Source organism: Marinobacter sp. DUT-1, from assembly GCF_050379415.1.
GTDB lineage: Bacteria > Pseudomonadota > Gammaproteobacteria > Pseudomonadales > Oleiphilaceae > Marinobacter.
Genome location: NZ_JBNRLS010000001.1, coordinates 1,115,042 through 1,127,361, shown reverse-complemented (window position 1 = coordinate 1,127,361; position 12,320 = coordinate 1,115,042). Strand labels below are relative to the sequence as shown.

The 12,320-nt window shown below is 56.1% G+C and carries 12 protein-coding genes; 11 read left to right on the top strand and 1 reads right to left on the bottom strand.

Annotated elements, in window-relative coordinates; translation table 11 throughout:
* Positions 1-95: 95 nt before the first annotated feature.
* The 5 genes from rpoH (at position 96) to ACQUTG_RS05140 (ending at position 5,129) form a co-directional block, all read left to right on the top strand.
* Positions 96-956 carry an RNA polymerase sigma factor RpoH gene (gene rpoH / locus ACQUTG_RS05160; protein ID WP_428918351.1) on the top strand — a complete coding sequence of 287 codons (861 nt, stop codon included), beginning with the start codon at positions 96-98 and terminating at the stop codon, positions 954-956.
* A gap of 227 nt (positions 957-1,183) precedes the next feature.
* The gene (locus ACQUTG_RS05155; RefSeq protein ID WP_428918350.1) at positions 1,184-2,095 is read left to right on the top strand and encodes an NAD(P)-dependent oxidoreductase; all 912 of its coding nucleotides are present in this window, start codon (positions 1,184-1,186) and stop codon (positions 2,093-2,095) included.
* A gap of 5 nt (positions 2,096-2,100) precedes the next feature.
* The gene (gene hyi, locus ACQUTG_RS05150; RefSeq protein WP_428918349.1) at positions 2,101-2,880 is read left to right on the top strand and encodes a hydroxypyruvate isomerase; all 780 of its coding nucleotides are present in this window, start codon (positions 2,101-2,103) and stop codon (positions 2,878-2,880) included.
* 103 nt (positions 2,881-2,983) lie between these two features.
* Positions 2,984-3,664, top strand: a complete 681-nt coding sequence (locus ACQUTG_RS05145; protein WP_091998009.1) for a response regulator transcription factor — start codon at positions 2,984-2,986, stop codon at positions 3,662-3,664.
* Positions 3,651-5,129, top strand: coding sequence for an ATP-binding protein (locus ACQUTG_RS05140; protein WP_428918348.1), 1,479 nt, complete (start codon positions 3,651-3,653; stop codon positions 5,127-5,129). The genes ACQUTG_RS05145 and ACQUTG_RS05140 overlap by 14 nt, the downstream gene beginning before the upstream one ends.
* Here the strand turns inward: ACQUTG_RS05140 and ACQUTG_RS05135 are convergent, their stop codons facing one another.
* A complete protein-coding gene (locus tag ACQUTG_RS05135) occupies positions 5,130-5,411 on the bottom strand; it encodes a hypothetical protein (protein WP_428918347.1) in 282 nt (93 codons plus the stop codon).
* A 288-nt stretch (positions 5,412-5,699) separates the two neighbouring features.
* On the opposite strand from ACQUTG_RS05135, the gene greB reads away from it, so the two are divergent.
* The 6 genes from greB to ACQUTG_RS05105 all read left to right on the top strand — a co-directional run bounded on the left by greB (position 5,700) and on the right by ACQUTG_RS05105 (position 12,314).
* Positions 5,700-6,206, top strand: coding sequence for a transcription elongation factor GreB (gene greB / locus ACQUTG_RS05130; RefSeq protein WP_428918346.1), 507 nt, complete (start codon positions 5,700-5,702; stop codon positions 6,204-6,206).
* A gap of 110 nt (positions 6,207-6,316) precedes the next feature.
* A complete protein-coding gene (locus ACQUTG_RS05125) occupies positions 6,317-6,832 on the top strand; it encodes a YfiR family protein (protein WP_428918345.1) in 516 nt (171 codons plus the stop codon).
* A complete protein-coding gene (locus ACQUTG_RS05120; protein ID WP_428918344.1) occupies positions 6,829-8,307 on the top strand; it encodes a sensor histidine kinase in 1,479 nt (492 codons plus the stop codon). The genes ACQUTG_RS05125 and ACQUTG_RS05120 overlap by 4 nt, the downstream gene beginning before the upstream one ends.
* A 73-nt stretch (positions 8,308-8,380) precedes the next feature.
* A complete protein-coding gene (locus ACQUTG_RS05115; protein ID WP_428918343.1) occupies positions 8,381-8,839 on the top strand; it encodes a response regulator in 459 nt (152 codons plus the stop codon).
* Complete coding sequence (locus tag ACQUTG_RS05110; RefSeq protein WP_428918342.1) at positions 8,832-10,559, top strand: putative bifunctional diguanylate cyclase/phosphodiesterase; 1,728 nt, start codon at positions 8,832-8,834, stop codon at positions 10,557-10,559. The genes ACQUTG_RS05115 and ACQUTG_RS05110 overlap by 8 nt, the downstream gene beginning before the upstream one ends.
* Before the next feature lie 30 nt (positions 10,560-10,589).
* Positions 10,590-12,314 carry a thiamine pyrophosphate-binding protein gene (locus ACQUTG_RS05105; protein ID WP_428918341.1) on the top strand — a complete coding sequence of 575 codons (1,725 nt, stop codon included), beginning with the start codon at positions 10,590-10,592 and terminating at the stop codon, positions 12,312-12,314.
* The last annotated feature ends 6 nt before the right edge of the window (positions 12,315-12,320 follow it).

Sequence of the window (12,320 nt, the reverse complement as noted above, 5' to 3'; positions counted from 1 at the left end):
AACGTTTTACTGGAGAGTTCGGGAACTTATCAAGTTCTTGGCGGTCTAATTTTTAGTTGCTATATTTGCAGGTCGTCAGGTTCGGAGGTAACTGAATGGGTACGAGTTTACAACTGGTTGACAGACTGGTTCCGGGTGCCAATCTCGAGTCTTATATTCAGGCTGCGAGTCGCATCCCAGTGCTCTCAGCGGACGAGGAAAAGGAGCTGGCGGAACGGCTCCATTATGAAGGCGACGTGGAAGCCGCCCGTCAGCTTGTACTCTCTCATCTTCGTTTTGTGATTCACATTGCCCGCAGCTATTCCGGCTACGGGCTGGCCCAGGCCGACCTGATTCAGGAAGGCAACGTCGGGCTGATGAAGGCCGTCAAGCGCTTCAATCCCGAATACGGGGTGCGCCTGGTTTCTTTCGCGGTGCACTGGATCAAGGCCGAAATTCACGAGTTCATTCTGCGTAACTGGCGGATCGTGAAGGTGGCCACCACCAAGGCCCAGCGCAAGCTGTTCTTCAATCTGCGCAGCCAGAAGAAGAAGCTGGCCTGGCTGAGTCATGACGAGCTTAACGCGGTGGCGGCAGACCTGGGTGTGGAACCGCGGGTTGTCCGGGAAATGGAGGGCCGGCTGGCTTCCCAGGACACGGCTTTCGATGGTCCGATGGACGATGATGACGACAAGGCCTATCAGGCACCGGCGCACTATCTGGAAGATCGCCGCAGTGATCCGGCGACCCAGTTGGAGAATGCGGACTGGTCCGAGGATTCCAATGGTCGCCTGATGCAGGCTCTGGAAAGCCTGGATGAGCGTAGTCAGGACATTCTGCGCGAGCGCTGGTTGTCCGAGAGCAAGTCCACGCTGCATGAGTTGGCGGACAAGTATGGGGTATCCGCAGAGCGGATTCGCCAGCTTGAGAAGAATGCCATGAAGAAGATCAAGGTGAAGATGGCTGAAGCGGCCTGATTGGGTTTCGCCAAGCGATTGAAAAAACGCCACCACCGTTCGCGGTTGGTGGCGTTTTTGTTTGTATAATGGCTGGCATTGGCGGGCTGCAAAAGTCATTTGGGAGGGGCTTTCCAGAACACGCTGTGAATACGTCCCTGTACGCTCGGCTCCGCCATCCATGGCTCCGCACGGTTCTGGAAAGCCCCTCCCAAATGCCTTTCGCGACACAGCTGTGAGTACAAGAAATGACAAATCAACATCCTCGAATTGCTTTCCTTGGCATCGGCCTGATGGGCGCGCCCATGACGCGGAACCTGCTGGACGCGGGTTTTCCGATGACGCTTTGGAATCGCACCGCCAGTAAGTGTGAGCCGTTTGCCGGGGAGGCGACGATTGCGGAAACGCCGGCTGACGCGGTTCGCGAGGCGGACATTGTGATCACTATGCTGGAGAACGGTGACGTAGTTGAGGACGTGCTGGTCGGGCAGGGCGCCATTGAGGCGCTGAAGTCCGGTGCGCTGGTGATCGATATGAGCTCGGTTCAGCCCTCTCTGGCCCGTCGGCACGCGGAACTGGCGCGGGAGCAGGGCGCCGTTTATGTGGATGCGCCGGTTTCCGGTGGTACCTTGGGAGCGGCCGAGGCGCGGTTGAGTATCATGGCTGGTGGCTCGGAGGCGGATGTTGAGCGGGCGCGGCCAGTGTTCGAGGCCATGGGCAAATGTACCCGCATCGGGCCGGTAGGTGCCGGGCAGTTGGCGAAGCTGGCGAATCAGGCGATTGTGGGCATCACCATCGGGGCGGTGTCCGAGGCGCTGTTGCTGGCGGCCAAGGGTGGGGCCGATCCGGCGGCGGTTCGGGAGGCGCTGATGGGTGGCTTTGCCGGTAGCCGGATTCTGGAGCTGCATGGGCAGCGGATGATTGACCGGGATTTTGCACCGGGTGCGCCGTCGAGGATTCAGCTCAAGGATCTGCGCATGATTCTGGATGAGGCAAGGGCGGAAGGTTTGACCCTGCCGCTGTCCCAGCAGGTGCATAATGAGTATCTGTCCCTGGTGGCCAATGGCCACAGTGATGTCGATCACAGCGGTCTGCTGCTGGAACTGGAACACCTGAACGGAACCCTGATGGGTTCTCTTGGTCGAGGCCCCAAGGAGTAAGCGTTATGCCCCGTTTTGCCGCGAATCTGTCGATGCTTTTTACCGAAGTGGATTTCATGGAGCGTTTTGCCAAAGCCCGGGAGGCCGGCTTTGAAGGTGTGGAATATCTGTTTCCCTATGCCTTCCCCGCAGCAGATATCGCCCGGGAACTGGAGGTCAATAACCTGACCCAGGTGCTGTTCAATCTGCCGCCGGGGGATTGGGATGCTGGTGAGCGGGGCATTGCCTGCCTGCCGGACCGGGTAGATGAATTCCGGGAAGGTGTCGGCCGGGCGATCGAATATGCCGAGGCACTGGGTTGTCGACAGGTGAATTGCCTGGCGGGGCTCAAGCCCGCAGACCTCGATGAGGAGACGGCATGGAAAACCCTGGTTGCCAATGTCCGCTACGCGGCCGAAAAGCTGGATGCCGAGGGGATCACGCTGTGCCTGGAGGCCATCAATTCCCGGGTGGACATGCCCGGGTTCTTCCTGGATACCTCGGGCAAGGTGCTGGCCCTCATCGAGGAAGTGGAGATGGACAATGTGCGCCTGCAGTACGATCTTTACCATATGCAGATCATGGAGGGCGACCTGATCCGGACCATGGAATGCCTGCTGCCGTGGATTGGTCACATCCAGTTTGCCGACAATCCGGGCCGTCACGAGCCGGGTACCGGGGAGATTAACTTTTCGAATGTTTTCGCGGCGATTGATCGTCTGGACTACGATGGCTGGGTAAGTGCGGAGTACCGGCCTTCCGGGGAAACGGGGGCGTCGCTGGCGTGGTTCTCTGGCCCGGTGTGACCGTCGCCTAAGGCGACACCCTCTTACAAGATCGTAACTGGCCGGACTTTAGTCTTCTCCGTAACCTTACAGTTAATGTTATCCGCTATCAGGAGGGGAACCGGTGAAAGCACTGGTAATCGAAGACGATAAGGACGTAGCCAATTACCTGGTAAAGGGACTGAAAGAATCCGATTTCGTTGTGGATCATGCCGCCGATGGTAAGGAAGGCATGATGATGGCGGCCAGTGAAGATTACGACATCATGATCGTCGACCGGATGCTGCCGGGAATGGATGGTCTGTCCATCATCAAAACCGTCCGCGCCACTGGCAACCAGACCCCGGTGCTCATTCTCAGCGCCCTGGGCGACGTGGATGACCGGGTAGAAGGGCTGCGTGGAGGTGGTGATGACTACCTGACCAAGCCGTTCTCCTTTACGGAACTGCTGGCCCGGATCGAGTCCCTGATCCGTCGCCATCGCCAGGCCGCCGAGACCGAGACCGTATTGCGGGTCGCGGATCTTGAGATGGATCTGCTCGCCCGCACCGTCAAACGTGCCGGCAAGAATATTGACGTGCAGCCGCGGGAATTCCGGTTGCTGGAATACTTGATGCGCAATGCCGGGCAGGTGGTGACCCGGACCATGCTGCTCGAAAAAGTCTGGGATTATCATTTTGATCCCCAGACCAACGTGATCGACGTTCACATCAGCCGCCTGCGCGCCAAGATCGACAAGGAATTCGATACACCCTTGCTGCAAACCATCCGGGGTGCAGGATACATGCTGCGTGAAACTGCTTAGTCAGCTAAGAACCTCTACCTTCCAGCTTGCCCTGCTGTACATGGTGGTTTTTGCCACCTCGGTATTCCTGTTACTGGCCTTCATTTATTGGCGTACAGCGGGCTTTATGACTGCCCAGACCGACCAGACCATTGAGGCGGAAATCGCCGGTCTGGCGGAGCAGTACCGGGGCCGTGGTGTGAATGGCCTGATTACCATCATCCGGGAGCGGGTTGCCCGGGACCCCAATGCCAAATCCATCTATCTGCTGACCACCGATGACTTCCTCAAGCTGGCCGGCAACATTGAGGCCTGGCCGGAAGGCAGCCGTTCGGAGAGCGGCTGGATCAATTTCACCCTGAACGAATCCGTGGGCTGGACCGGCCCGGAGCGGCTGGCCCGTGCCCGGATTTTCGAGGTCCAGGGCGGTTTGCGCCTGCTGGTCGGCCGGGATGTGGATGAGCTGACCAACCTCAAGCGGGTGATCGAAACCGCCATCAACTGGGGCATGGGCATCACCCTGGCTCTGGCCCTGCTTGGCGGCTTCCTGATGAGCCGCAGTACCACCCGAAGGATCGAGGTGATCAACAACACCTCCCGCCGGATCATGAACGGCCACCTGTCCCTGCGCATACCCACCCGGGGTACCGACGACGATTTCGACCAGCTGGCGGAAAACCTCAACCAGATGCTGGACCGGATCGTGTACCTGATGGAGGGGATCCGCCACGTCTCCGACAGCATTGCCCATGACTTGCGGACGCCACTGACCCGCCTCCGCAACCAGCTGGAAAACACCCTGATCACGGTGAACGACGAGGAAGCGCGGGAGCATGTCGGCCAGGCGGTCGCCGAGGCGGACCAGTTGCTGGCCACCTTTAACGCCCTGCTGCGGATTGCCCGCCTGGAAACCCGGGGCAATGCCGCCGACATGAAGGTGGTCTCCCTGGACGAGCTGGTGTCCGATGCCTGTGAGCTCTACGAAGCGCTGGCGGAAGACAAGGAACAGGATTTCGAGCAATCCCTGGCCAAGGGCGTGATGATCGAGGGGGATCGGGACCTGCTGTTCCAGATGATCAGCAACCTGATCGATAACGCCATCAAGTACACGCCGGAAAAAGGCCGGATCGGTATTGTGGTCAAGCGTGAAGGCAACGAGGCAATCTTCGAGGTTCAGGACAGCGGCATCGGTATTCCCGATGATGAAAAGGATCAGGTCTTTCAGCGTTTCTACCGGGTCGGCAAGAGCCGGTCACTGCCCGGTAACGGCCTCGGTCTGAGCCTGGTCAGTGCGGTTGCTGAAATCCATCAGGGGCGTATCGTTCTGAGTGACACATACCCGGGAGAGGAATCACCGGGGCTGACCGTAACGGTCCGGATGCCGGCTTTTACTGCCGCCCGAAGACGGATCAAGGCGACCCAGGCAGAATCGGGGGAAGCTGCCGGTGCGGAGACCAAGGCACCGGCAGAAACATCAGGCCACTGATTACTGGCTGGCACGGAACCGGTTGAAGCGGTCGCGGACCGGACCGATCACTGCATTCGCCCGGCTCTCGACGTCATGCGCCAGGTGCTCGAACTGCGAGCGCCGGCGATCCACCTTCGCCTGAATGCTGTCCCACTCGCCTTCCCAGTGCTTCTGTTCGGCGAACATGAAGGCTGCCAGATTGTGGCGATTGATCTTGCTGGTCACGCCCAGCTGCTCGAGCCTGTAACCCAAGGTATCGACGCCATTGAGTGCCAGCTGCATGAGCTTCTGTGTATTCATGGTCGGATCTCCGTCAGTATCCAATCGATCGAAAATGCTATTCCTGAACGCTAACGCCGTTGCTCTAGGCTGTGCAACCTAATTTGGACCTGGTCAAAGCCTGTCAAAAAGGTAATTCGCTGGCCACAGCGGGGTAATGTGATGTGTGGAGAATGGGTATTGTAGACAGGAAGGAGCGGTAGCAACCGCTTGCTTCTCCCTCCAGCACAGCGCTAGCCTTAACCCCGTTCTTACGGGGTTTTTTTATGGCCGCTTCCCGGGCCAGGGCAACAGAGGAATCACACCCAAATGAATCAGGCATCCGGTAACGGCGGTGCCCGGCCGCGCTATATCACGCCGGAGGGCGAACAGGCGCTCCGCAAGGAACTGCAATACCTCTGGAAGGAGAAACGTCCGCAGGTGACCCAGGCTGTACGAGAGGCTGCTGCCCTTGGCGATCGCTCGGAAAACGCCGAGTATATCTATGGCAAGAAACAGTTGCGCGAGATCGACCGGAGGGTTCGTTTTCTCAGCAAGCGCCTGGAAGAAGTGACCGTTGTGGATCGGCTTCCTGAGCAACGGGACAAAGTGTTCTTCGGCGCCTGGGTAACTGTTGAGGATGAGGACGGCAAGGAACAGACCTTCCGACTGGTGGGCGCGGACGAGTTTGATTTAAGCAAAGGCTATCTCAGCATCAATTCACCCATGGCCCGTGCGTTGATTGGTAAATGTCTTGATGACGAGGTCATCGTCAGGACTCCGGAGGGTGAAACCTCATGGTTTATCACACAGATACGCTATAACTTGACCCCTTAAGTTTTATCGACTCCTTACCGATGCTACTCTTCGCTTCAAGACTTGTACTCGAACCTTGAGACTCGGGCGTGCAGGAATAACCATTAAGAATGACAAGGAGAGCCCCGGGAGTGCTCAGGGTAGTTATCTTCGCTTTGTTGCTTGCCGCTCACGACGTCCTTGCGCAGGCAGAGGTCAGTTCAGAAGCTGAAATCAAGGCGGCGTATCTATACAACTTCACTCGCTTTGTCGAGTGGAAGACGCCACCTGAAACGTCGAACCTTTCCCTTTGTGTACTTGATGACAAAGAGGTTTGGGACGCTATTCAGCCAATTCGCGGTCGCAGCGCGCAGGGACGCACCATTTCCCTCTCTTTTATTGATCAGATCGAGCAGTCTGATGCCTGCCAGGTTATGTTCGTAAACTCCTCGGCTCCTCGTGAACTGTCTGAAATTGCGAAGCGCGCTATCAGCAAGGGCATCCTGACCGTCAGCGACATGAAGGGGTTTATTGATAGCGGTGGTGTCATTGGTTACGTCAAGCAGGGCAACGTCATCAAATTCGAGATCAATCTAAAGGCTGCCAAGGATGCCGGGCTGCTGATAAATTCCCGCTTGCTTGAACTTGCCGTTAGGGTGCTCCGATGACCACTTTGAATTACTGGCGGTCTCTGCCTCTCAAGGCCAAGCTGTTACTTCTGACTCTGTCCGTTAGCTGCCTTGGAATCTTTCTTGTGTGTATCAGTCTGGTGGTCGTCGAACATCAGGTATACAAGAAGCAGCTCGAATCTGAACTCAACACAGTCGCAAGTATTCTGGCGGAGCAGTCGGCGGCGGCGGTGCTCTTTAGGGATCGCAACCAACTGAGCACTATCATTGCCAGCCTCGACCAGATCGGAACCATCGAGCAGGTGTGCATCTATGACGCCGACGGGGGTGTGTTAAGTGCCTTTGAGGACGAAGCAGAAGAGGTCTGTCCGTCCCTGTCTGCTGCGCCGGCTGACGGGTTTTCAGAAGATTATTACTCCATGATGCGGCCGATTCTCATCGAAGGGGAGGCTGTCGGTTTTTTCTTTCTGAAATCCCGGCTCGAAGTTCTGCGTCAACATATCCGCACATTCATTTTCTTTGTGCTGGTTATTTCAATAACGATTATTTCCATTCTTGTGATGATCGCGTTCAGACTGCAGCGTCTGGTTTCACAACCGATTCAGGAGCTTTCTGACGCAGTTGAAACCATCGGCCGGGAAGAGGATTACTCTGTCCGGGTCAGGGTCGCGGGCGATGATGAGCTGGGCCGGCTGGGCATGGCTTTCAATGACATGATCGGTACAATTCAGCAACAGAATCAGCGTATTACTCGTAGCAAGTATGAGTTGGAGCGTGTTGTTGAAACCCGCACATCGCAATTACGCCTTGCAAACAGCGAGCTGGAGGCCTTCAGTTATTCTGTGTCCCATGACTTGAGGCAACCGCTGCGCGCAATTGAGGGATTTGGTCTGGCGCTGGAAGAAGACTGCGCCGATCAGTTGGACGCTACCGGCAAGGATTACCTGCAACGGATACGAGCGGCCACGACGCGGATGGGAAGTCTGATCGACGGTTTGTTGATACTTTCCCGTGTAAGCCGGAAACAGCTCGATGTTGATGTTATCGATCTTTCGACAATGCTCAAGGAGATTGTTGAGGAGCTGAAGGAAGTTGACGAAACAAAGCGCTCGCTTGTCGAGATCGAGGACGGTATCTACGTGGCTGGTGATGAGAGGTTACTTCGTGTGGCTTTCCAGAACCTGCTCCAGAACGCCTGGAAATATTCCTCGCGGCAGCCGGAGCGTCAAATCCGGGTCTCCGCTGAGCGCCAATCCGACACAGTTACCATCCAGATCGATGACAATGGTGTAGGCTTTGATATGAAATACGCGGATAAACTGTTTGTTTCCTTCAATCGTTTGCATTCACCGAGCGATTTCCCCGGGTCCGGTCTTGGGCTTGCAACGGTTTACCGTATCGTCAATCGCCATGCAGGAAGCGTTCGCGCGCAATCTGAAGTAAATAAAGGCGCCTCTTTTTTCGTAGAATTGCCGAGAAGTACAAGCAATCCAGGGTTCCAGTCGAAGCATTGATGGACGGCAAGGAAGGATGGGCAGGAGCCGTCACACTTGTCTTCAATGGGTTAAGAAAGCGGATTTATATTGAATGGATAGAAGATCGATCGTGTTGGTGGAGGATAACCCGGATGATCAGTTTCTTGCGGTGAGAGCACTCTCGGGAATTGTAAATAAAACCGCGATTCACGTGTTGCACGATGGACAGGAAGCATTGGATTGTTTGCTTGGTTCTGACAGCGGCCCCCCCACAATTGATCTCGACTCGATTGCAGTCATCCTCCTGGATATCAAACTGCCCAAAATCAATGGCCTGGAAGTGCTCAAAGCGTTACGGTCATCAACCAATACCCGGTGGATACCAGTCGTCATGATAACGTCGACAGATGAACCACATGAACTTGCCGACGCATACCGCTTCGGGGCAAGCAGCTACCTTACCAAACCGATTGATTACGGAGAGTTCAAGGAGCGCATGGAAGTGTTGGCAAACTATTGGTTGAACGTCAATTCACTTCCTTCAGTCGAGTCAGGTGAATGCCATGAGTGAGACGGTGTTGAAAGCGGTAACGAACCCGTCGCTTCGGATCCTCCTGGTGGAGGATAGCGAGGACGATGCAGTGCTCCTGATGCGAGCATTACGCATAGGGGGCCTTGAGGCGGAATACCGGGTGGTGGATAGCGAGGCCTCGATACAGGAGGCTCTTCAGGAAAGTATCTGGGACATCGTTATTACAGACCACGTGTTACCCGGGTTTACTTCATTTTCCGTTCTTCAGCTTGCAAGGCAGGCCTGCCCTGACTTGCCCGTTATTATCGTCTCCGGCCTGATTGGCGAAGATGAGGCAGTGCGGGCAATGAAGGGCGGCGCCCAGGATTACATCATGAAGGGGAACACCGCCCGGTTGATCCCCGCGATCCAGAGAGAATTGCAGGAAGCCCAGGTCCGCAGGGAGAAACGTAGTGCCGAGTCGACACTCGAGCATCTGGCGTATCACGACAGTCTCACCGGACTGGTAAACCGGCGGGAGTTCGAGCGCCGGCTGTCACTGACCATCGATGAGACGCGCAGTACCGGGGAAAACCATACCCTGCTCTTTCTTGATCTCGACCAGTTCAAAGTGGTGAACGATACTTGCGGGCACTTTGCTGGCGATGAGCTGCTGAAACAGCTTTCAGCCCGTATGAAACGGATCGTCCGGGTGGATGACATCTTTGCCAGGCTTGGAGGCGATGAGTTTGGCATTCTGCTGCGCGGTTGTGATGTTTTTCATGCCAGAGAGATTGCTGAAAAACTCTGCGAAGAGGTGCGGGAATACCGGTTTATCTGGGAGAAAAAGATCTTTTCGATTTCACTCAGTATCGGCATGGCCCAGATAATCCCCCAAACCCGGTCGTCAGGCGAGGCACTGAGTCAGGCTGATCTCGCCTGTTATACGGCCAAGGACCGGGGGCGTGACAATGTCCAGCTTTTCCAGGCCAGCGATCAGGACATGCGTCGCAGACAAAGCGACATGGATTGGTTCGGGCGTTTGCAGGAGGCGCTTCGGTCAGACGTAAACCATTTCGTTCTGTATTACCAGCAAATGCAGGCTCTTTCCGGGAGTAGCAGCGGCAGTTTCCACACAGAATTTCTGGTGCGCCTGAAGTACGATGGCGACCTGGTACCACCGGGTGCATTCATCCCGGGCGCCGAGCGCTTCGGTCTGATGCCCAGGATTGATCGGCGCGTGATTGAGCTGGCCTTCGATGCCGTCAGAGCCAGTAACTTCAGTCAGGAAAATGGTAATACGTATTTTATTAACCTTTCGGGCAGCTCCCTGAGCGATGCAGGGCTCTATCGTTATATCCGGGACAAGGCCTTGGAGTATGGCATCAGGCCGTCCAGTATCTGTTTCGAGATCACGGAAACCACAGCCATCTCCAACCTCAACGAGACTATCGGTTTTATCGATAAACTGCGCGCCGACGGATTCAAATTCGCCCTGGATGATTTTGGTTCGGGAATGAGCTCCTTTTCCTATCTGAAGGCATTGCCCATCGATTACCTGAAAATCGACGGTGGTTTTGTCCGAAACATGCTGGAAGATCCGGTTGACCACGGGATTGTGGATGCCTGTAACCGGATTGCCCACGCAGCCGGCTTGCAGACGATTGCCGAGTTTGTGGAAAACGACGCTATCAAGGATGCCCTGACAGACCTGGGCATCGATTATGCTCAAGGTTATGGCATCAGGAAGCCTATGCCACTGCCACTTGTTGAACGCTGACCAAAGCCGTCGAATAAGGAACCTGTAGCAGTGGTATTCGAATGCGGTGATCTGATCCTTGAGTATCTGGAGAAGTTGGAAGTCGAATACGTTTTCGGTGTTCCGGGGGGAAGTATAGAGCCATTCTATAACGCCCTGGCGAGAAGCCGCCGACGAGGGACTATTCGCCCGGTGACTGCCCGGCACGAGACAGGCGCGGCCTTTATGGCGGATGGTTATGCCCGCGCTTCCGGAAGACTTGGGGTAGTGTGTTCCACAGCAGGCCCGGGGGCCACCAACCTGATCACGGGCGTCGCTGCGGCTTATGCCGACAACGTGCCGGTACTGGTAATCACTGCACAAACTGCTTTGAAGCGCTTTGGCCAGGGATCGCTACAGGAGAGCTCCTGTACAAGTATCGACACTCTGCGCATGCTGGCTGAGTGCACCCGGTACAACTCGCTCGTCTCTCACCCCGATCAGCTCGAACCGAAACTCCTTCAGGCGATCAGCCTTGCATTCGGACCGCGGCCGGGCCCGGTGCACCTGTCAATTCCCAACGATGTGATGAGACATCGTTTGACCCGGGAAGGGGCACCCTGCACGATGAATCCTGTGATTGCACAGGTAGGGGCGCCGCCTGAAACGGCGCTGAGCGAAGCCCTCACGTTGGTCCGTGACGCCCGGAATGTGACCGTAGTGCTTGGTGAGAGGGCGCAAGCGTCTGTGAAGGATTGGGTGAGGTTGGCTGAATACAGAGGTTGGAATCTGGTGACCACTCCCCGTGCCAAAGGGCTGATCAACAGTTACCACCCGCTGAACAAGGGGGTCTTCGGTTTCGCTGGTCATGAAAGCGCGACCCGGGTGTTGAGCGCTGAGTGCGCTGAACGGGTTGTGCTGGTCGGCAGTGGCTTGGACGAAGTGACGACATCAGGCTGGAATCCCGATGGCATGATGAACGAGAGACTCATTCACGTTTCCGATCATCCTGATCATTTGTACCGCTCGGCATTCGCAGCCTCTACCTTGCTGGGGGATCCGGGAGTCGTCGCAAGACGATTGCTGGAATCCATGAAAGAGGAAGCGCAATGCCGTCAGAGCGTTTCCATTAGCGCTGAGGAACTTCCTGCATTTATTGCGCCCGAGCTTCGTACTGGTTGTTTGACCCGGCAGGGGTGTGTGAAACCCCAAGCGCTGATGACGCATTTGTCCGATATTTGTCCGGACAATGCTCATGTTCTGTTTGATAGCGGAAACAGTTATCTCTGGGGCATACATCACTGGAACACCGGTGCTCGGGATAACACCAGGGTTCATGGGCAACCCTTTTATATCGGCATCGGTTTTTCCTCCATGGGATGGGCCATTGGCGCTTCCATAGGCGTAGCGGAGGCGGTCCGGGGTGCGCCGGTGATCTGCTTCACAGGCGATGGCAGTTACCTGATGGCGGGGCAGGAGCTGACCACTGCGTTGCAGGAGAATCTCAATGTGCTGCTGGTTGTGCTCAATGATTCGGCCCTGGGTATGGTTCGACACGGCCAGGCAATCGGGGGAGGAGAAGCAATCGCGAATGAGTTGCCGGTCATCGACTATGCTGCAATGGTCGCGGCAATGGGGATTGAGTCCTATCGCATTGCGTCAATGGAGTCGCTGTTGGAATTGGATATCAAGAGCATCCTGGGGCGCCCGGGGCCATGTTTGCTGGATATAGCGATTGATCCAGACGAGATTCCGCCAATGGGGGCACGCATCAAAGTGCTCACGGGCGCAAACTGATACAGG